This is a genomic window from Bacillus spongiae, assembly GCF_037120725.1.
In the GTDB taxonomy this organism is placed as follows: domain Bacteria; phylum Bacillota; class Bacilli; order Bacillales; family Bacillaceae_K; genus Bacillus_CI; species Bacillus_CI spongiae.
The window spans coordinates 62,757-84,505 of the sequence record NZ_JBBAXC010000011.1 but is presented as its reverse complement, the minus strand read 5'-3'; the positions used below and the strand labels follow the sequence as shown (position 1 = coordinate 84,505).

General features: G+C 37.2%; 20 protein-coding genes and 1 pseudogene. 5 read left to right on the top strand and 16 right to left on the bottom strand.

Annotated features, from left to right (window positions below):
* Positions 1-510: 510 nt before the first annotated feature.
* Both WAK64_RS14015 and WAK64_RS14010 read right to left on the bottom strand, forming a co-directional pair.
* A complete protein-coding gene (locus WAK64_RS14015) occupies positions 511-825 on the bottom strand; it encodes a YbjQ family protein (RefSeq protein WP_336587705.1) in 315 nt (104 codons plus the stop codon).
* On the bottom strand, positions 806-1,006 hold the full coding sequence (locus tag WAK64_RS14010) for a hypothetical protein (RefSeq protein WP_336587610.1): 201 nt from the start codon (positions 1,004-1,006) through the stop codon (positions 806-808). Before WAK64_RS14010 ends, WAK64_RS14015 begins: the two co-directional genes overlap by 20 nt.
* Positions 1,007-1,563: 557 nt before the next feature.
* Between WAK64_RS14010 and WAK64_RS14005 the strand changes: the two genes are divergently transcribed.
* The 3 genes from WAK64_RS14005 (at position 1,564) to WAK64_RS13995 (ending at position 3,726) form a co-directional block, all read left to right on the top strand.
* Positions 1,564-2,484, top strand: coding sequence for a right-handed parallel beta-helix repeat-containing protein (locus WAK64_RS14005; RefSeq protein ID WP_336587609.1), 921 nt, complete (start codon positions 1,564-1,566; stop codon positions 2,482-2,484).
* A gap of 107 nt (positions 2,485-2,591) precedes the next feature.
* Complete coding sequence (locus tag WAK64_RS14000) at positions 2,592-3,257, top strand: hypothetical protein (protein ID WP_336587608.1); 666 nt, start codon at positions 2,592-2,594, stop codon at positions 3,255-3,257.
* Positions 3,258-3,498: 241 nt separating this feature from the next.
* Positions 3,499-3,726: a hypothetical protein gene (locus WAK64_RS13995; protein WP_336587607.1), complete on the top strand. Its 228-nt coding sequence runs from the start codon at positions 3,499-3,501 to the stop codon at positions 3,724-3,726.
* A gap of 219 nt (positions 3,727-3,945) precedes the next feature.
* On the opposite strand, the gene WAK64_RS13990 is transcribed toward WAK64_RS13995, so the two are convergent.
* The 3 genes and pseudogenes from WAK64_RS13990 to WAK64_RS13980 form a co-directional block, all read right to left on the bottom strand.
* Positions 3,946-4,254 carry a hypothetical protein gene (locus WAK64_RS13990; RefSeq protein ID WP_336587606.1) on the bottom strand — a complete coding sequence of 103 codons (309 nt, stop codon included), beginning with the start codon at positions 4,252-4,254 and terminating at the stop codon, positions 3,946-3,948.
* Positions 4,255-4,408: 154 nt separating this feature from the next.
* Positions 4,409-4,648 (bottom strand): annotated as a pseudogene (locus WAK64_RS13985) (IS1595 family transposase); the annotation flags it as partial.
* A 4-nt stretch (positions 4,649-4,652) separates the two neighbouring features.
* Positions 4,653-5,429, bottom strand: a complete 777-nt coding sequence (locus WAK64_RS13980) for a GNAT family N-acetyltransferase (RefSeq protein WP_336587605.1) — start codon at positions 5,427-5,429, stop codon at positions 4,653-4,655.
* A 923-nt stretch (positions 5,430-6,352) separates the two neighbouring features.
* On the opposite strand from WAK64_RS13980, the gene WAK64_RS13975 reads away from it, so the two are divergent.
* Positions 6,353-7,009 (top strand): class I SAM-dependent methyltransferase, encoded by a 657-nt coding sequence (locus WAK64_RS13975; protein ID WP_336587604.1) that lies wholly within the window; start codon positions 6,353-6,355, stop codon positions 7,007-7,009.
* Positions 7,010-7,079: 70 nt separating this feature from the next.
* Here the strand turns inward: WAK64_RS13975 and WAK64_RS13970 are convergent, their stop codons facing one another.
* The 8 genes from WAK64_RS13970 to WAK64_RS13935 form a co-directional block, all read right to left on the bottom strand.
* Positions 7,080-8,393, bottom strand: coding sequence for a dihydrolipoamide acetyltransferase family protein (locus WAK64_RS13970; RefSeq protein WP_336587603.1), 1,314 nt, complete (start codon positions 8,391-8,393; stop codon positions 7,080-7,082).
* 26 nt (positions 8,394-8,419) lie between these two features.
* A complete protein-coding gene (locus WAK64_RS13965) occupies positions 8,420-9,403 on the bottom strand; it encodes an alpha-ketoacid dehydrogenase subunit beta (RefSeq protein ID WP_336587602.1) in 984 nt (327 codons plus the stop codon).
* A gap of 14 nt (positions 9,404-9,417) precedes the next feature.
* Entirely contained in the window at positions 9,418-10,416 is a 999-nt protein-coding gene (locus WAK64_RS13960; RefSeq protein ID WP_336587601.1) for a thiamine pyrophosphate-dependent dehydrogenase E1 component subunit alpha, read from the bottom strand.
* Between the two features lie 51 nt (positions 10,417-10,467).
* Positions 10,468-11,892, bottom strand: coding sequence for a dihydrolipoyl dehydrogenase (gene lpdA / locus WAK64_RS13955; protein ID WP_336587600.1), 1,425 nt, complete (start codon positions 11,890-11,892; stop codon positions 10,468-10,470).
* 17 nt (positions 11,893-11,909) lie between these two features.
* Entirely contained in the window at positions 11,910-13,058 is a 1,149-nt protein-coding gene (buk, locus tag WAK64_RS13950) for a butyrate kinase (RefSeq protein WP_336587599.1), read from the bottom strand.
* Positions 13,059-13,119: 61 nt separating this feature from the next.
* Complete coding sequence (gene bcd / locus WAK64_RS13945) at positions 13,120-14,214, bottom strand: branched-chain amino acid dehydrogenase (RefSeq protein WP_336587598.1); 1,095 nt, start codon at positions 14,212-14,214, stop codon at positions 13,120-13,122.
* Between the two features lie 38 nt (positions 14,215-14,252).
* Positions 14,253-15,155, bottom strand: a complete 903-nt coding sequence (gene yqiS, locus WAK64_RS13940; RefSeq protein WP_336587597.1) for a phosphate butyryltransferase — start codon at positions 15,153-15,155, stop codon at positions 14,253-14,255.
* Positions 15,156-15,213: 58 nt separating this feature from the next.
* Positions 15,214-17,268, bottom strand: coding sequence for a sigma-54 interaction domain-containing protein (locus WAK64_RS13935; protein WP_336587596.1), 2,055 nt, complete (start codon positions 17,266-17,268; stop codon positions 15,214-15,216).
* A gap of 137 nt (positions 17,269-17,405) precedes the next feature.
* On the opposite strand from WAK64_RS13935, the gene WAK64_RS13930 reads away from it, so the two are divergent.
* A complete protein-coding gene (locus WAK64_RS13930) occupies positions 17,406-17,663 on the top strand; it encodes a DUF2627 domain-containing protein (RefSeq protein ID WP_336587595.1) in 258 nt (85 codons plus the stop codon).
* 8 nt (positions 17,664-17,671) lie between these two features.
* On the opposite strand, the gene WAK64_RS13925 is transcribed toward WAK64_RS13930, so the two are convergent.
* The 3 genes from WAK64_RS13925 to WAK64_RS13915 form a co-directional block, all read right to left on the bottom strand.
* On the bottom strand, positions 17,672-18,400 hold the full coding sequence (locus WAK64_RS13925) for a glycerophosphodiester phosphodiesterase (protein WP_419465953.1): 729 nt from the start codon (positions 18,398-18,400) through the stop codon (positions 17,672-17,674).
* 12 nt (positions 18,401-18,412) lie between these two features.
* On the bottom strand, positions 18,413-19,981 hold the full coding sequence (locus WAK64_RS13920; RefSeq protein ID WP_336587593.1) for a DUF342 domain-containing protein: 1,569 nt from the start codon (positions 19,979-19,981) through the stop codon (positions 18,413-18,415).
* Between the two features lie 237 nt (positions 19,982-20,218).
* Positions 20,219-21,749, bottom strand: a 1,531-nt coding sequence (locus tag WAK64_RS13915) for a 5'-nucleotidase C-terminal domain-containing protein (RefSeq protein ID WP_336587592.1), incomplete at its 5' end; no start/stop codon positions are given.

Here is a 21,749-nt window from a genome sequence, read left to right as displayed (position 1 = left end):
GGCAAAGTGTTTTACGACAATTAATTCACTTTTGTCCCAATAACCGTTTTCACTATGCAAAGTTTTATTAAACAAAATAAAACCCCCTCTTAAGAAAGAGAAGGAATCTGATAAGTGATTCGCTATGTCATGTATGGAGAGAAGCGTTGCAAATTTTTTTTAAGTTATTTTTTCTCTTGGCTCTTTTCTACTACCCTAAAAAGTTGTTAAAATTACTCTTTCAGGAAGGGTTTTGTATGTTGAAAGACATTTAGCTAATTTATTTGATTCACTAAAACTGGGTTCGTTTTCTTTAGCAACGATAGTCTAATGTCTGCTTCGTCTATTCTTAACATGAGGACATTTCTTTCTGAAAAAATACAGCTTGTCCTGTCCCCATTCATTGAAATTAGCATTATAGATTTTCATACTATTTAGCTTTGTGCATAAAACGAGCATACCAAATGATCTACTAGTTAATCTGTATATTTCAGTTCAATCTTCACACAAAAAATATTTTTTTATAAACTTTTATTCAACGATAACAGCAGTTCCATATGCTATCACTTCGGATGCACCTGTCATAACATTGGACGTTTCTAGTCGGAGACAAATGATTGCATTGGCCTCTTTATTTTCAGCGTCCTTAACCATCCTTCCAATGGCACGTTGCCTCGCTTCATCCATCACTTCAGTGTACTCTTCAATTTCCCCACCAACGAGCGTTTTTAACCCTGCCATAATATCTTTTCCTATATGCTTCGTTTGCACCGTATTTCCTCTCACAAACCCTTTCAATTCCTTAATCTCTTTTCCGGGTACGAAGTCAGTAGTTACTATAATCATCATCTTCCTCCTTCTTTTTCTTAGAACGTTCAATCATTAATATAATCAATAAGAACACTAAAACAAAAAAACCAAATAATAAAAACAGTATACCCATTTCTTTGCGGCTGAATAATAGAGCGTATCCAGTGAGTTGAAAACTAACTACAAGGATTAGTAAGAAATATTTCAATTTCTCCATAAAGGACCATCCTTTCCAGTGAAATATATTCATTTTTTTATTCAAAAGGGAAGGAGGTTAACAATAAGAATATTTTATTATTTGTCAACTTGTTTGACATTTTCCTCCTGCCTTTTTCCATACAAATTGTATAGAAATCGTGTTCGTTTTTTGACAACCTCAGGCATCATGTAAGCTTTATTAATAGGACTTCAGCGTAATTTTGTTCCTTTCAATGAGGTGGATGAGTATAGTAAGACAAATTGACGGGAAGAAGGATTCTACTTTGTTAATGCACATGAAAAAGAAATACCCCATATATCATTCAGTAATTTGGGACTATCGTCATTTGAAAACATGGATGACAAGAAGAATAAATCATATATTTATACTATTCTTTTATAAACTAGAAATATACCGCAATTCTCCCATTTTATATTGTAAGATATGTCTTTATCCGCTTCTTTTAAGAACATATTCCACCTTCATTTCTCATAACGTGTAAGAGCGTTATTTTTTTCAAAAAATGAGGTGAGATTGCGTGGTCTTTAAAACGTAACCAATTTGTGTTGGTTATTATGGTAATCACTACACTCTTCTTTTTAACAATCTCCACGATAATTGGCATTGTCATTTTAAATGAAAAAACTATTGTTGTACCGAATGACGTAGAAACGATATCAGATGCGATGAATATAGCTCGGGACGGCGACATTATTTTAGTAAAAACGAATGAAGACGGCACTCCTTATAATGAAGCCGTTACCATTGAAGAAAACAATATTAAACTGATTGGGGTAGGGAAGGAAAAACCGGTGTTAGATGGTACTGGGTGCCTAACTAGAGGCATATCCCTCAGTGGAAAATCAGGAGTAGTAGTGGAGGGTTTTAAGATTCAAAACTTTAGTGCGGAAGGGATTTTATTAGAAAATACAACCTCCAACATGATTAAAAAGAATACTGTTAGTGAGAATGGTGATGATGGGATAGACTTAGACGATTCCTTAAAGAATTTGATTGAAAGGAATACTGTTATTGAGAATGAGAGTGACGGCATTGACCTAGACGGTTCAATTAGGAACATTATAAAAGGGAATATCGTTACTAGTAATAACGGTACGGAAGATAGTGATGGGATTGAACTAGATAGTTCTGATTCTAATATGATTATAGAAAATACCATTAGTGATAGTGGTAGTGATGGGATTGACTTTAACAATTCAAAAAACAACATCATTAAAAGGAATATCATTACTGATAATATGGATGATGGAATTGACTTTGACAATTCCGATGATAACGTTATTGCAAGGAATACAATTAATATGAATGAAGATTTTGGTATTTTATTCAGAAACCTCACTAACGGAAATAATGTTCTCTTTAATCGTGTGTTCGATAATGATTTAGGGATTAACGATTTAAATATCGTACCTCCTCTTAACAACTTTATAGGGAATCAATGTGATACGAGTAATCCAGATGGGCTATGTAACTAATTCAAAGTCAGTATTCTTTCGAGGTTACTTTTTTCATTTTTAATGAATGAATACATCATTATTTTTTTACTTCAACATAAAATTTATCAAAAAGGAGTGAGAAAACAATGCCTATAGATACAGAAGATTTGATATTTACAATAGCGCTTATTGTGATTGTAATCGGTGTCTTCATTGCTGCAATAGCCTTAGTAATATCCTTCAAGAAAGATGATCGCCTCTGTTGCCTAGGCGGAGGGATGGCACTTGGCGTCTTATCTTCTTCATTAGGTTATTTGGTTTGGACGGCTGTTCAAGAGTCTGGTAGCGACTTTGAAGATATATTTACTGTGATATCGATACTTATCTTGATTATCATTACAGTCTTTGCTTCTGCCTTTACATTAATCTCTACTATAAAGAAAAAGGAGTTTTGTTGTTTAGGAGGCGGGGTTGCCTTAGCTGGGATAGGATTAGGAACAGGGGTAATCCTATCAATATTCCTTGAATTAGATGTAACGAACTTTGATCAAATATTAATCATAGTATTAGGAATTCTTCTTTTAATAATCTTGATTACTTCTTTCTTCGTCATTGTCATTTCGCTAAAGAAAAGTCAAAGCTTGTGTTGTTTTGCCGGGGCACTTGCACTAGTAGGAGTTGGACTTGGGATTAGTACACTTATCCTTTTCAATGATCAATTCATAGTAGGGGTTCTCATTTTAATCATTAGTATCATATTATTAGGGGGATTAGCATTAATTTCAACTTTTGTAAAAAACGATAAAAAGTAAATTTATTAAGCACTCTTTCAAGGGTGCTTTTTTGTTATACCTCTTAACGTTAATAGCACTGTGGAACCTCTCAAAAAATACGCTTAGTTTTTTTGAGGTTTCTTACTCTTAAATTATAGGAAGTTTTCTCAAGGTTGTCTTCTAAAAGATTGTTGCTATCGATTAAATAGTTACATTTTGGAAATTTTTTGATAAATTTAAGGGTAATAGTATAAATAGATAAGAATGGAGATTGAATACGGTGAATACCAAGACGTTTATCCTCGGTTTTTTCGTTGTATATTTATTGATTAGCCTTCCTGCGATGTTAGGGATTGGGTATGTGATTGATTGGATTCCAGAAACAACTTTTCTGCAAAAGTTTAAGGGAAATGTGATTGAAGGACTTACAAATAACTATCTTATCAAAATAGTCATTTCAGTGATTGGCAGTGCTATCTTTAGCCTATTTCTATCTAAAAGCAAATGAATTCGACCTTTTATTATGAGGTCTATTCTTATAGTGCCATTTGCTCCGATTTGTTTAAATCACTAATTTCTTCATATACATACTTCCACACTCTATTCCCTCCTCCTAAATCTTGATTATAGCAAGCTATTAATAGGGTGTGTAAAAAAACAACAATTTATACGAAAACAGCCTTCCGCAAAGATTGTTGCTTTTACACACGGAAGTAGTCCATTACATCTACTCTTGTGTGATATCAGAATAATAACGTATTACTTTACCTTTACTTTTTGCATACTCTATTTCTTTTCTTGTGCTGTTTCCAATATATCCGTTAAAATCAATTACAAATATTTCATCCGACATATTAATTTTACGATAATGTAGTTCCTCAAATAATTTTTCTTGCTCTTTAGTAATTTTTATACCTTCACTTTGCTCGAAAAAGCCAAGACTTAACACAATATTCCCTTGTAATGTAAGGGTTGCTTCCATTTCCCGAAACTGTTTCTTGAATTTTGTTGAACCACATAGTGTAATCACTTGCATTTTATTCTCAACCTCCCCTATATTTAGATACTTCTTACCATTTCTACTGTTTTATGATTAAATTTTTGACACGTTGAAATAAGCATTTATTCAACTCAATTTTTACCAAATTTAAGCCAGCAGAACCAGTTGAGGTAGTTGTCCAGATATTTCGTTGCACTATTCCTTGTAGTTGATTAAAACCAAGACTTCCTAAAGGTGTTCAACGATTTTCAGTAGGGTATAGCCTTCTACTATTAGTTCAATGTACTTCACCCACTTTTCAAGGTAACGAGAGCCTGCCGTTGACGTGTACGATATTTGCCATTACGCGTTTAACAGATGTGCTTTCACAATGAACACAAGCCATACCCGAAGAAAATCGTGCTTCACCAATAGTTTTAAGTAGTTTTGTTTACCTACTTATTTTTATAATGAATATAATACGTATCATATGAATCTTCCAAAGTGTATCCAAGTTTTTGTGCTAATTTTGCAGATTCAAGGTTAGCTGCATCCCAACTAGGGTACATCCCGTTGTCAAGACATTCTAAGATCAATGCAGATGATGCTATTGAAGCCAAGCCTTTTCTTCTATGCAATGGATGGGTAGCAACTTCAATCTCAATTCCTTGATTATAAATACTATAGGATGATACTCCACATACAACTTGTCCCTCATTTAAAATCGCATACCCTATACCTCTATTTATAAAATCATCTATCGAATCAAACTGACTTGTTAAATCAGGTGAAATTTCATGCAGGGATGATTCTTTTGCCAACGTTGAATCTATTTTTTGTAGTCTATACCCTTCTGGTAAGTTGGATAAAATAGCATGTATGTGACTCCTCTTCAAATCTTCAGGATTTTTTTTGAATTTATATCGTTGAAATTTTTCGAAAGCTTCTTTATGAACAGTCTCTATAGCATTTTTCCATTCGTCACTATTTACGATCACATAAATATGTTCTGGAAGATTGTGAAGTAACTCCTCAGCCCCTTTTGAATATGGGTTACCAGCATAGTATACAAAAATACCTACCATAATTTGTGCAGTCGTTGGGTTCTCAAGGTCATCAACCCATGCTGTTCCCATATGACCTTGAAGACACGAAAGAACCATGGTATTATCCATATCTTTAAACATAGGTAACAACTTTTTTCTTACATAGATATCTGCTTCATGTATCATTAAAATTCCTTCTTTCTTTTAATTACTAGAAATTAATAAAAAATCAGTCTTGTATTTCTCAAGCCAATGGTTTGAAATCTTAAACTCGCCCATTCATATAATTTATTTGACTAATGTGTGTAAGGAATAACAGGAAATTAAATGATAAGTATTTAATATATAATCGTTATTAATCATTAAAAAATTAAAAAAGCCACAAGGTTACATAAATTAACCTTGTGACTCCCATAACGTTCTTTTTCAAAAATATACTTACACCATGCCCTTTTCATGGAGGCTTACTTTCTTAATCCGCATGAGTGAGAAGCAAAACATTTAATTCCCAAGGTTATCCTCATTAAATTAGTCATGTTTACTCTCACCCCTTTCCACAATAAGACAACTATACCAAATCTATTTGTGTAAATCAATAGTTTAAGCTATCTCCACTTACTATTACTATCTACAATAAACCATGCTGTTCATAAGATAAATCATGTCCTGATTGCTGATTCTAAGTTAGCTACTTTCTTTCCAATACTTCTCTTTCCAGCTCTATAATTTGGCGACAGCACGATGTACACGAGGTCACAAGGCTCGTTCCACTGCAATTGCTAAACCTTAATACACTACCACCCTACCAGATAGCAACACGATTCCTTTTTTTACTTCTTCCTATGTTTTATATAATATTATGTTCGTGGTGTATTTTTTTACGAGTGTTTCCAGCTGTCTCAATAGTGCCCATAAAGGGTTATATGTTACAGCTGATTTATTTGAGACATGAGAAAACCTTTTCATCTCCTCTATCAGCCAGTTGTAAAGCGTTCGCCTTCCACAATTGGCCACGGAATAACGTATTTAGGTTGCTTCTCTTCTGTTTTCATTAGAACGAGGATAATGCAAAATGCACTGCGACAATTAGTGAGAGAGAGGGAACAAAATTGACCGGTAGTAAAGAAATCTGGAATAAGAAATATTCAGAGGTGAATCAACTATGGGGATTAAAGCCAAAAGCGACACTGACCCAATATGTAAACCTTATTTCCAAAGAGGGAAAAGTTCTTGATTTGGGAATGGGTGAAGGAAGAAATGCTCTTTATTTGGCTAGCTTAGGGTTTGAAGTACAAGGGGTAGATATATCAGATAAAGCGATTCAACGCTGTAATCGTTTCGCGAAAGAAAAAGGATTATTGATTGATAGCCATGTAAGGGATTTAAGAGAATTTAAAATTGAAAAGCAATCATACTCATTAATCATATTATCCAATGTACTGAATTTTTTTAATGACATGGAAATAAGCGAAATTCTTCATAAGGCTAAAAATGGGTTAATTGCAGGGGGATTAATTTACATAAATACTTTTGATATTTCTGACCCAGGGTATGAAAAACATAAAGAAAAATACAAAGAAATATCAACTAATACTTTCTTGAACCCAATAACAAAAAACTCCATGCATTATTTCACCAAATCTGAGTTAGAGGATCATTTTAATGGCTACAAACCGATTACATCATCCCAAACCTTTTCATTAGATTTAGGACATGGGGAGCCTCACTACCATGGAATTATAGAATTACTTCTTCAAAAACAATAGTCGGAGTATTCCTATAAATAATAAAATCCATGAAAAAAACTGAAAACCAAGTGGTTTTCAGTTTTTCTACTTAATAGACAGATGTATTTTCTTTTGAAATGGTTTCTAAGTTATGTTTGATGCTTTGTAAGAATCGACCACATACCAAACCATCTAGTACTCGGTGATCTAATGACATACACAAGTTTACCATGTCGCGTACTGCAATCATTCCATTATCCATTACTACCGGACGTTTTACAATGGATTCTACTTGAAGGATTGCTGCTTGAGGATGATTGATAATACCCATTGACTGAACGGAACCAAAGGAACCTGTATTATTCACAGTGAACGTACCACCTTGCATGTCCTCTGATTTCAATTTCCCTGCGCGAACTTTTCCAGCAAGCTCAGCAATTTCACGCCCTATCCCTTTAATGGTCTTTTCGTCAGCATTTTTGATAACAGGAACAAACAGAGCATCATCAGTTGCGACGGCAATGGAAATATTAATATCTTTCTTTTGAACAATTTTATCTCCAGCCCACATGGAATTAATTTGTGGGAATTCTTTTAACGCTTGAGCTACAGCTTTGACGAAGAACGCAAAATAAGTTAAATTGAACCCTTCACGTTGCTTGAATTCAGCTTTCAAAGAATCACGATACGATACAAGGTTTGTAACATCTATCTCCATCATCGTCCAAGCATGAGGCGCTTCGTGCTTGCTACGTAGCATGTTAGCTGCAATGGCTTTACGAACACCTGTTACAGGAATTTCGATGTCACCAGGGGCAACTGGCACTGATGGTGATGGTGCTGCCGTAGTCGTTGCTTTTGGTACGACTGGCTCTGTTACATTTGAAACTGTCGGAGCAGTTTCTTTCGTTACAGTTTCTACCACTGGCTGTTTTTCCTTAGGAATGTTGCCTGATTCTATTATTTTCATTAAATCTTTCCTAGTAATCCTGCCTTCTTTTCCACTTCCCTCTACAAGCGATAAATCGATATCATGTTCTTGGGAAAGCTTTAACACGGCTGGTGAATAACGAGCCTTTCCTTTTGCTTGTTTCTTCGGTGCTTTCGCTGGAGCTGAGGAAGTATTCGTAGATGGTTCTTGTTTTTCCTCAACCGTTTCAGTTGAAGTAGTCGCTGCGCCACCTTCCACTTCTATTGAACAAATGACTTCACCTACCGCTAATGTATCCCCTTCTTCAGCAATAAGTTCAACAATTTTACCTGTAAAAGAAGATGGTACTTCTGCATTTACTTTGTCTGTCATGACCTCTGCTAATGGATCGTATTTATTTACAGTATCTCCTGGAGAAACTAACCATTTACTGATTGTTCCTTCCGTTACACTTTCTCCAAGCTGAGGCATTGTAATTTTTTCAATAGCCAACAAGGACCCTCCTTACGTTTTTCTCTTTAAAATTCTGCTAGTTCACGAATAGCTTTTTCTACTTTATCTGGATTCACCATAAAGTACTTCTCCATTGTCGGTGCATATGGCATCGCAGGAATATCTGGTCCAGCCAAACGTTGGACAGGTGCATCTAAATCGAATAAGCAATTTTCAGCAATAATGGCTGCCACTTCTCCCATAATACTTCCTTCTTTATTGTCTTCTGTTAATAGAAGAACTTTCCCTGTTTTTGAAGCGGCTTCAACAATCGCTTCTTTATCAAGCGGGTAGATTGTACGTAAATCTAAAATATGTGTCTCAATACCATCTTGCGCTAAGCGCTCGGCAGCTTGCTGAGCAAAATGTACACAGAGGCCGTACGTAATAACCGTTACGTCTTCCCCTTCACGTTTCACATCTGCTTTACCAATCGGTAGCGTATAATCCTCGTCCGGTACTTCTCCTTTAATTAAGCGGTATGCACGCTTATGCTCAAAGAACAAGACTGGGTCTTCATCACGAACGGCCGCTTTTAATAAGCCTTTCACATCGTATGGGGTTGAAGGCATAACGATTTTCAATCCAGGCTGATTAGCGAATACAGCTTCTACAGATTGTGAATGATACAAAGCACCGTGTACTCCTCCGCCGTATGGCGCTCTAATAACCATTGGACAAGTCCAATCATTATTTGAACGATAACGAACACGAGCTGCTTCGGAAATAATTTGATTTACCGCTGGCATGATGAAATCAGCAAATTGCATCTCTGCAATTGGGCGCATCCCATACATGGCAGCCCCAATACCAACTCCTGCAATAGCGGATTCAGCTAGAGGGGTATCGAGGACACGATCTTCTCCAAATTGTTCATAGAGGCCGTTTGTCGCTTTAAAAACCCCTCCCTTTTTACCAACGTCTTCACCTAGAACGAAAACTTTCTCATCACGTTCCATTTCTTCACGGATTGCCATTGTTACTGCATCGATATAAGAAATTACTGCCATACCGTCGTTCCTCCTTACTTCTCTTCAGCATATACGAACTTCATTGCACTCTCTGGCGTAGCATATGCTGCATTTTCTGCATAGTCTGTTGCTTCATTTACTTGTTTCATAACACGATCATTTATTTGTTTTTCAAGCTCATCATTCATCACACCGACTTCTTTTAAATAAGCGCCATAAGTGATAATTGGGTCATTACTCTTTGCTTTAGCTACTTCATCAGGAGAACGATAGCTACGATCATCATCATCTGAAGAGTGCGGTGTTAATCGATAAGATACCGTCTCAATTAGCGTTGGGCCTTCGCCACGTCTTCCTCGATCAGCTGCTTCTTTTACGGCTTTATACACTTCTAACGGATCGTTGCCATCGACAGTAACACCTGGCATTCCATAACCAATAGCACGGTCAGATACATTCTCACATGCTAATTGTTTTTCAATTGGAACCGAGATTGCGTATTTATTGTTTTCACACATGAAGATAACTGGGAGTTTGTGAACGCCTGCAAAGTTTGCTCCCTCATGAAAGTCCCCTTGGTTGGAAGAGCCTTCACCAAATGTAACAAATGTAACGAGGTCTTTTTTCTCCATTTTTCCTGCAAGTGCAATTCCAACAGCATGAGGAACTTGAGTCGTTACAGGAGAAGAACCTGTCACGATATTATTTTTCTTTTGTCCGAAATGACCAGGCATCTGGCGTCCACCAGAGTTCGGGTCTTCTGCTTTGGCAAAGCCTGAAAGCATTAACTCAGTTGGTGTCATTCCAAAAGTTAATACGACTCCCATATCACGATAGTACGGAAGAGCATAATCATTTTTCGGATTCAGAGCAAATGCTGCTCCTACTTGTGCTGCCTCTTGACCTTGACAAGAAATAACAAAAGGAATTTTCCCTGAACGATTTAATAACCACATGCGTTCATCAATCCGACGCGCAAGAAGCATCGTTTCATACATTTCCACTACTTTTTCATCACTTAAACCAAGTGCTTTATGACGATTATCTGCCATACTGAAACCTCCTACTCTTTATGTAGAAGAGCTTTGTCGCTCTTCAAAAAATTATGAATGAATAGCCTTTCCATCCACTGCTAATGCCGCCTCACCAATTGCTTCACTTAACGTTGGATGCGGGTGAATCGTTTGACCTATTTCCCAAGGAGTTGCATCCAGAACTCGAGCAAGCCCCGCTTCAGAAATCATATCTGTTACATGAGGGCCAATCATATGAACACCTAATAAATCATTTGTTTCTTCGTCAGCTATTATTTTCACAAATCCGTCAGATTCACCAAATACTAAGGCTTTACCGATGTTACGGAATGAGAACTTTCCTACCTTCGTTTTAAAACCTTTTTCTTCAGCTTCTTTTTGTGTATAACCTACGCTAGCGATTTCAGGGGAACTGTAAATACATTTTGAAACAAGCGAATAATCAATTGGGCTTGGGTTTTCATTCGCAATATGTTCAACCGCTACAATCCCTTCACTAGAAGCGACATGAGCAAGCTGTAAACCACCAATTACATCGCCAATTGCGTAAATATGAGATTCTTTTGTTTGGAAGTATTCATTTACAGTGATGAATCCTTTATCGACAACAATATCCGTATTATCGAGACCGATATCTTCCACATTTGCCTGTCTTCCGACTGATACAAGAATCTTTTCTGCTGTAAACGTTTTTTGATCTCCTTTATACTCTGCAGAAATGGAGACTGTTCCTTCGCTCTTTTGTAAAGATTCAGGTAATACTTTTGCACCTGTTACAATGTTTAACCCTTTTTTCTTCATTAGACGCTGCATTTCTTTGGAAATCTCGTGATCTTCAGTTGGGACAATTCGATCCGCGTATTCCAATACCGTTACTTCTACCCCAAAATCTGATAGCATTGACGCCCACTCAATTCCAATCACTCCGCCTCCTACAATGATGATGGAGCTTGGTAGAGCTTCCAAATCAAGGGCTTCTTCAGAGGATATTACGAATTCTCCATCGATTTCTAAGCCTGGGAGACTTCGTGGACGAGAGCCTGTCGCCACGATAACATTTTTAGGAATCAACATCATATTATCTTCTCCATTAGCCATTTCAACTGAAATAGTACCAGGCATTGGCGAGAAAATAGAAGGACCTAAAATACGTCCTGTTCCTTCATAAACATCGATTTTCCCTTGCTTCATTAAATGCTGCACACCTTTATGAAGTCGATCAATAATCCCTTGTTTACGTTCTTGGACTTTAGGAAAATTAACAGACACTCCATTTAGCTCAATACCGAATTCATCGCTTCGTTTTGCTGTCGCATAAACTTCTGCGCTACGAAGAAGTGCTTTACTTGGAATACATCCTTTATGTAAGCATGTTCCTCCTAGCTTTCCCTTTTCAACCACTGCTGTTTTTAATCCTAACTGAGACGCCCGAATAGCGGCAATATAGCCACCTGTTCCTCCACCTAGGATTACCAGATCATATTCTTCAGCCAACGTTCGTTCCTCCTCTATTAAATTGTTGCTTTTGCTGATTTTGTTCCAGGATAGGTCTTTTCCTTCTCTTCACCAATTAATACGCGAAGGGCTCCTTCAGCTAAAGCTTGAAGTTCATTTTCACCCGGTTGTACAATGACGTCAGCAATCCAACTAATTCGTTTCGTTATATTTTTTACAAACTCTTTACCGTAAGCAAGTCCACCCGTCAAAATGATTGCATCCACTTTACCAGATAAGACGGCACTTGCTGCACCAATTTCTTTTGCAATTTGATAACTCATCGCATCGTATACGAGGGCTGCCTTCTCATCGCCATTTTCAATCATTTTCTCAACTTTTACCGCATCGTTCGTCCCAAGATAACCAACAAGTCCCCCTTGGCCAACTAGCTTTTTCATTACTTCATCACGATAATATTCTCCTGAGAAGCATAAATCCACAAGATCTCCTGCTGGAACTGTACCAGCACGTTCAGGGCTGAACGGGCCATCACCGTGCAAACCATTATTTACATCAATTACTCGACCGTCCTTATGAACTCCTACAGTTATTCCTCCACCCATATGAGTGACAATCAAATTTAATTGATCGTATGATTTCCCCATCTCTTTTGCTACTCTTCTAGCCACTGCTTTTTGGTTTAGCGCATGAAAAATACTTTTTCTTTCAATTAGAGAAAAGCCTGAAATTCTACCGATTGGACTTAACTCATCGACAACGACTGGGTCGACAATAAAAGAAGGAATATTTAAACCACTAGCAATTTCATAAGCAAGAATTCCGCCAAGGTTTGAAGCGTGTTGACCTGAATATCCTTCTCTTAAATCATTTAGCATGGCATCATTTACAGAGTAAGTTCCCCCTTCGATAGGGCGAAGTAGACCGCCTCTCCCACAAACGGCACTAAGTTTTGAAAGGTTCATGCCTTCTTCATCGAGGGTTTCCAAAATGGTTGTTTTTCGAAATTCATATTGGTCTATAATGTTCTCAAACGTGTTAATAACGGTTGTGTCATGTCTAAGCGTTTTCTCAAATATAGATACATTATTTTCAAATACGCCTATTTTGGTCGATGTGGAACCAGGATTAATTACCAGTATACGATGATCAATTCCTTGCAATGTTGTAACCTCCAATAAACATAGCTCAATAAAGAGCTTCATCCTTTTTATATAGAAATAAAGGGGGAAACGCCTTGCTATGGCAAAGCGTTCTCCCTTTTTATTATCGACGACTTAAAATATGATGTCCATTTTGTAAGAATTGACTTCTTGAAGCACGTATTCTTTCAATTCGTTCTTCCGCCATTCTATCAGCAGCAACATAAGTCGGGATATTATCACGTTTTGCAATTTCAAATACTCGTTCTACGTTGTTATAAATCTGCTCTACCTTCTTCATCGCACGGTCGCGATCATATCCATATAATTCGTCCGCTACATTAATTACACCACCAGCGTTAATGACATAGTCAGGCGTATACACAAGACCCATTTCATGAATAGCATCACCGTGACGTGTTTCTTTTAATTGGTTGTTCGCTGCACCAGCAATGACTTTAGCTTTTAATTGTGGAATCGTTTCATCATTGATAACAGCCCCTAATGCACATGGAGCAAAAATGTCACAGTCCACTCCATAAATTTCATCTGGTTCAACCGCAACGGCTCCAAATTCTTGAACTGCACGTTGCACCGCTTCTTTATTAATATCTGTTACAACTAAATTTGCTCCTTCTTCATGCAAGTGACGACATAAAGTAAAGGCAACATTCCCTACACCTTGTACAGCTACCGTTAATCCTTCTAGCGAATCAGTTCCAAATGCTTCTTTAGCTGCTGCCTTCATACCACGGTACACACCAAATGCTGTAACAGGAGATGGGTTTCCTGAAGAACCAAATGCAGGAGAAATACCAGTTACATAATCTGTTTCTTCATGAATAAGATCCATATCTGCTACAGTTGTACCAACATCCTCAGCTGTAATATATCGCCCATTTAGCCCTTGAATATATCGGCCAAACGCTCGGAACATCTCTTCATTTTTATCTTGACGTGGGTCACCAATAATAACCGTTTTTCCTCCACCAAGATTTAAGCCAGCTGCAGCATTTTTGTATGTCATCCCTTTTGCTAAACGGAGAGCATCTTCAATAGCCGCTTCTTCAGATGCATATGTCCACATCCGTGTACCGCCAAGTGCAGGACCTAATGTCGTATCATGAATAGCAATGATTGCTTTTAAACCTGATTTCTCATCTTGACAAAACACTAATTGTTCGTAATCATATTTTTCCATATAAGTAAAAATTTCCATTGATAAATCCTCCCCTAATCTAAATACATTAATTTATATTAAAGAGCTGAACATATAGCGAGCGCTAATGAATACAGCTTACTTTCTGAACTATCTGCTCGCGATGTTAACACGATAGGTGCTTTTGCACCTGCAATGACTGCTCCTACCTTCGCATTAGCAAAATAAACGAGTGATTTATAGAGCGCATTGCCTGTTTCAATGTTTGGTACAAGTAATATATCTGCTTGACCAGCCACTTCACTTTGAATTCCTTTATGTCGAGCAGCCTGCATTGAAATCGCATTGTCAAGAGCAAGTGGACCATCGACTATACAGTCCTTCAATTGACCACGAGCATTCATTTGAGTTAACGCCGCGGCGTCTAAAGTCGCTTCCATTGCTGGGTTTACTACTTCTACTGCTGCAATCGGAGCGAGTTTTGGTTGATCAATCCCGATTGAGCGTGCCACTTTCACCGCATTTTGAGAAATTTGAGCCTTTTGTTCAAGTGTTGGGTGAATATTCATTGCCGCATCCGTTAGAATGGTTAAACGGTCAAAGCCTGGCACTTCAAAGACAGCCACGTGGGATAAAACATTTCCCGTTCGCAAACCAAATTCCTTATTAAGAACAGCCTTTAAAATAACTGCGGTCGCAATATTTCCTTTCATTAGAGCTGTAGCTTCATTCGTTGCTACAGCCTTAACGGCTTCCTCTGCTGCAGCTTTTGCTGAAGATACATCTTTAATTGTAATGTCTTCATGTGTTATTAAATGAGGAACATGTTCCTTCATAAGTGTTTCCACTTCATCCTTGTGACCAAAAAGCAAAAATTTCGCTAGCTTTTGTTCAACAGCCATAGATACAGCCTCAAGGACTTCTTTATCTGCCGCCGCTGCAACAGCAACTGTTGCTTCAGAAACTCGGGTTGCTTGGTCTAATAAGCTTTGTAGTTTCATTCTCTATTATCAACCCTTTCCAAGGAAAATATTGTTGACAACTTGGATGTATAAATGACTATCCACCTGTGTCAATTCCATATTTTTCTAGTTTGTAATATAAATTACGAACAGATATATTTAATGCTCTGGCTGTAGCTGTTTTATTGCCATCGTGTTTACATAATGTATAAGCGATCACATCTTTTTCAAAGCCATCAACAAGCTTAGTTAAATCTCTCTGTTCACTATCTTCTCTTTCTTTATTGGCATGGTGACTATCTAGCTTGAGGTTAGGTAAATGCTCTAGTTTAATAATGGTCTCTTGATAATCCATAAAGATCATTGCTCGACTAAGTACATTCTCTAGCTCCCGCAAATTCCCCGGCCAATCATGATCCTTTATATGGTTAAGTGCTTCTTCTGTTATCCCTTCGACATTCCGACCATAGTCTTGATTTATTTTTTGGATAAAATGGTTACAAAGACTTGGAAGGTCCTCTATACGTTTTCTAATAGGTGGGATTTGAATGGGCATTCGATTTAAACGATAATACAAATCTTCCCTAAAATCACCAGAAGCAATAGCACGCTCTAAATTCATATTCGTCGCCGCAATAACACGTACATCAATTGGAATAGGTTTCGTTGTTCCTACTCGAATTAGTTCACGATCTTGTAGTATCCTTAAAAGTTTAGATTGAATATTAGGCGGTAGGTCTCCGATATCGTCTAAAAAAATACTTCCATTTTGTGCTTCTTCAAAAAGTCCTTTTTTTCTATTAATAGTGTGCCCATTTTTCTCCTCTTCTACTTGTCCAAATAGTTCAATTTCTAATTTGTCATATGGTATGGAGGCGATTTGCACTCTTAAAAATTTGTTGAACTTTCGTTTACTCGTATTATGTATTGCGTGAGCAAAAAGTTCTTTTCCCGTTCCAATTTCTCCTCTTAAAAGAACAGGAGCTGGGGTTTTACTGCCAAGCTTTGCTTGCTCTACTGCTAAAGTTAATTCTTCTGAATTTCCGATAATATCTTCAAAAGTATACCTTGCCTCTAGTGTTCGAATAATGCGACGAGCTCTGTCTAGGTCTCTCGTTAATGATTGAATTTCGGACATGTCGTGAATAACACCAACACTTCCCTTCAGCTGACCATTCACAATGATTGGTGCGACATTCACAATGACCTCTTTTTCATTCGGCCCAACGCTTAATTTTTGACCGCGAATGGATCGACGTGTTTGAAGCACCTTCAAATGGATGCTCTCTCCTTCAGAAATATCAGCTGTTGCTGGCTTTCCGACAACTTCCTCTTCTGTTAAACCGGTAATTCGCGTATAAGCAGGATTAATCAGCAGTCCACGCCCTTCTTCATCTACTACTGAAATGGCATCATCACTCGACTGTATGATTGCTGAAAGCAATGTACGAATTTCTTGTAAATTTGTCACTTCTTCAGCTAAGTGGAGAATGTCTGTTTTTTCTTTGAAAACAGCAAAAGCTCCAATTACCCTTCCACTTTCATCCTGCAATGGAATTCTACTTGTTATAATTTTAATTCCGTTTGTCAAGGTCAGTTCTTGATTTATTTCTGCCCGTCTTGATTCAAACATTGTCATTAGACGACTTTCAGGGATGATGTCTGCAATTTTTTTCCCCATTGCATATTTGGTCTGAACTCCCGTTATTTTTTCTGCACTTGCATTAAAGAAGATGACTTCCCCATTAGGATCAATCCCAATCATGCCTTCTTCAATGGAGTTAAAAATCAAATCCCTTTTCTTTGATTCAGATTCCAATTGTTGGATGAGCCCCTCTTTTTCCCCTAATAATTTCGTAATTAGGTTAGCTACACTTCCAGGGACTAAAACGGTATTTTTACTTCGGCTTTCCCGAATTTCTTCAAATACTTTCTGTTTACCAGTAACTTCAATGACAATATCAATGCTATCTGATAAAAAATCACGCCAGTTTTCACCATGAGGGAGATCATGTTGCTTTGCATACTGGATTCCAGGCGATTGCTCATCTATATCAACTACTCCACATACGTGGAAGACGCTCGATTCAGCCAACGTTTTCAAAATGGCTAATCCGCCTTTACCGCCTCCAACTAGTAGCACCTTCTGCAAAATTATTCCCCCTCTTTACTCATTTTTATCTGCAAATTCCTTCACACAATATCTATTGTATATGAAAGCCTTTTCCTTGACAAATATTTTCTTTCGTTTATGATTTTTTTGTAAGAACTTATAAGGAGAATCATGAAATGACTCGAATAATTGCTCTTGTTATTATGCTGATTCCAGGCATATTTGCTGCTATAGGGATTAAATTAATGAGAGATGTGCTTTTTGGACTTTTAATAAGCCCCTTCCCTTATTTATGGTTGCAATTTCTAGCAGGCTTATTTCTCTTTATTATTGGTTTAACCTTTGTAGCTGGCTTTATTTTTTATCGTGATCGAAAACACAATAAAGTACAACCACGATTTAAGTCCAATAAAAAAAAGCATGAAGGACAATGAAAATTCCTTCATGCTTTTTTCATTTCTTCCACTAATACTTTCGCTCTTTTAGGATAATCCGTAAAAAAAGCTGAACAATTTAATTTAATAAGCTTTCTCATATCCCTTTCCTTATTCACTGTATAAGGTCTTACTTCAATCCCTTCTTCCATCGCCGCTTTAATAATTTCAGGTGGTGCTGCTCTTAGCTTCGGGTGAATCCCTTTCGCTCGAATAGATTTCGCATAAACCCACGGCATATATAGCCTCATATTATAGAGTGGGGCAATTTCAATCGATGGGGCAAGGGAATAGCATTTTACTATGGAATAATGGTTAAAGGAAGAAATGATGATTCGATCCTGCAGTGAATATCTTTGCACAAGCTCAATCACTTTTTCTTCTAATTGAGGATAAAGAATTACCCCATTTTTTAACTCGATATTACAAATTAAAGAGTTACTTGTTAACCATTCAAGTAATTCCTGAAGAGATGGTAAAGGGGCTTTCATTCTTCTGTATTTTGCATTCGCATTAAGACGGGATAATTGCTGAAATGTATGGTCCTTTACCCATCCTGAACCGTTTGTTGTTCGGTTTAACGTTTCATCATGGATAATCACTACTTCGCCATCTTTTGAAAGCTGGACATCTAGTTCAATTCCATCTGCCCCCGCTTCTTCTGCCGCTTGAAAAGCAAGCATACTATTTTCAGGGTACTCCCCTGATGCTCCTCGGTGAGCAAAAATCTTTGTCAATATCTTCACTCCTTATTTTTTATTCATTTGTCCCTTCCATAAATAATATTTTCCACACATTCCTTTACGTAACATTTTTACGTGATTTTGCATTCTTAATTCTACATTTGGAAAAGCAAGCTTAGTAATGTCTATTAAACCTTCAGTTTTAGTATCCAGCCACTTTTGAATTTCCGTGCGTTTATCATCAAGAATAGCTAAACTTTGTAAGTTGTCATCTAAGCTAACTTGAATGTTCTCTCTTTCCCGTAGTTCGTTCGTATTTTGCCCTTTTGAGTAAAGCTGTGATAATTTCTTTTGTTTTTCTTCAATGGTGCTCAAGTACTGCTTGTATTTTATGAGAATTTCCTTCCTATCATACTCAAGTTGACTGAAATTGAAGCCATGAACAATCAACTCCGTTTTTTTCTCCATTCGGTTCCCAACAACGGCTGCTGAAATAATTCCCTTTGCTTCAGCTACTCCACCAATTAATTGCCCTCTCACTTTATCTATGAAAATATTATTGCTATTAATCTTACAACCTTTTGCATATGTGCCAATATGAACATCACCTATTGCACGTATTTTACATTCATTTGCATGCTTTAAATATATGTCTTTTCCAGCACCAATGGTCGTACCATTTTGACCAAAGACCCCACCTTTAATGAATACGCTACCAAAAAGAGATTCAATTTCCCTACAGCCACTGACACCCATTTCACCTTGAATAATAATGTCCTTTGTGGCCTTTACGGTAAATCTAGGTTGAACGGTTCCTCTAATGGTTATATTTCCTTCAAAGTCAATATTCCCCGTTTCAACGCCTACATCCCCGTCAATAACTAAATGGTTCCCTATAGATATTTCTCCACCCTTAAACTCTACTATCCCTTGATGTTTAGCTTTTAGAATGATCCTTTCTTTCCCATGATGTACTTCAATGGATTTTCGATCATAAGACAAATCTCTATCTTTTCCTAACCTCGCAGGAATAATATGACCTGTAACGGTTTTTCCTGATTCTCCTTCTTGTGAGAAGACTTTCTCTCCGACCCAATCCCCTTTTCCTACTTCTACGAAAAAATTCATATCATAATAATCCGCATTACCATTTGCTCGTATCGTAGGTTTTCGATCTGAATTTTCAATATATACAATCTTAGCTTGTTCTCCATCAACAGGTAGCTTTCCTTCAGCAATCGTAAATAATTCCCTTGCTTTCAAAGAGGAGGACAATACTTCTTCTTTTACTCCGAAAATGACTTTATGCTCATCAAGGCATTGATTTACTTGTTTAATGTATACGTCAAGATTTTTCTGTAATTCTTCATCTGTAGCATTAATTTTTATTTGGGCTTTCATTTCATCCTTTGACAGATAACACTCTACCATTTCTTTCCATTTACCAATAAGAATTTCTTTTGCTTCGTTGTCCAGAGCATTTTTTAACGCACTAAATTCAGTGATAACCATTCGTGGTTGGTCTCTAAGAAAATCATTAAATTGTCGAATCGGAAATCCTTTTTTAAATGTGTTAATGTACAAATTGCCATCTTTTATTAGTAATTGAAGAAAATCATTTCTGATAATTTCCATTATATAACTCACCTTTCTTCAACTTTCTCTTTCTACATATACCAGTATAAGAAAAAAACAACATTTCTGGTAGACCGTAATACAAATAGTAATTATCTTTCATGATAAAAAAGTATACTAACATATGAACGCTACTATTCTCCTCCCTTAAACAAAAAGATCTCATTAAAATACGCTTAGGTTGGATTTGAGCATACAAAAAAGCAGGCATAATAATGCCTGCTTTTTTGTCTTAACTTAATAATACCATAAACTGAAAGAATAATTATTTAAGGATGAATAGTATCCATACCCTCTAGGTTGAGACCAACCAAAATGCGTTCCATGATTTCTTACTGGTTTGTTCCATCTGTAAGAGTTATTTCTATTACCAGTGACTAATGCACCATCATTCGCCAAGTAATGCCATTCTCCATGATCCTTTACCCAGCCTGTTTGCATTGTCCCATCATTCGCTAGGAAATACCAATCTCCTCTGTATTTCACCCAGCCTGTTTGCATAACACCATTTTTTCCAAGATAATACCAATCACCATTATCTTTGATCCAACCTGTTTGCATTGCACCATCGCTAGCTAGGAAGTACCATTCTCCGCCGTCATTAATCCAGCCTGTTTCCATTTCACCATTCTCATTATAGAAGTACCAATCGCCTTTTACTTTAACCCAGCCAGTTATAGTTGGTTCTGTTGGCTCTGTTGGTTCTTCTGTTTGTACTTCTTCAATAATTCTACCTTCGACTGTTGGAGCGACAGGGTTATTCGCACCTAAATACTCCTGGAATAATTCCCAGTCAACGATGAATAGATCATTCATACGTCCATCATCTTTTGCTTGCTTCAGTACTTCAAATCCGTCTCCACCGTCTGCTGTGAAGGCATTTGTAGCTACTGTGTACGTCTTATCAAGCTCAAGAGTTTCAAAGCCATTATCTGTTTTCACTTCAACAGACCATACTCTTTCACCTACTGGCTTGTTTACGTCGTACTTAAATTCAATACCTGAAACTTGAAGGAATCTTCCTTCTCCTGATTCAACTCCACTTACACCGTGTTCTAATGCATCCCATAATTCTTGACCTGTTAAATCAAGTGTTACAAGTTGGTTTCCAAACGGCATAACCGTTAGCACTTCACCTAATGTGATGTCACCTTCATCAATCGATGCGCGGATTCCGCCACCGTTTTGAATCGCAATATGAGTGTTCACTCCTACATCATTTGCTTTTGCTACCATCGCGTCTGTGATCAAGTTTCCAAGGTTCGTTTCTTTCGAACGAACATCATCACGTAAACCGTTTAATTCAACTTCTGTGTTTCCTACTACTGTGTTACGAATTTCTTCAAGTGGTTCTTTGTATTCTGCCACTTTCGCTTCTGCTTCTGCATTTTTCTCATAATCACTTACCGTTAAAACTTGACGGTTAAAGTCAGAGATAACACCATTCTCATCGAAAGTTACATCTAGTAAACCTAAATATTTCAGGTTGTCACCAGCTTGAACGATTAATGTTGGCTCGTCCTTCTCTACTTTAACAGCTTCTTCTAGAAGTGTATGAGAGTGTCCACCTACGATGACATCAATTCCATCGACAGCTTCTGCTAACTCGATATCAGACGTATTTCCTAAGTGAGATAGCGCAATAACCTTATCGATGCCTGCATCCTCAAACTTAGCAATCGCTTCTGTTGCAGATTCAATCATATCTTCAAATACGATATCCTCACTTGGGCTTGAAAGGTTTGCTGTCTCTTCTGTTGTTAAACCG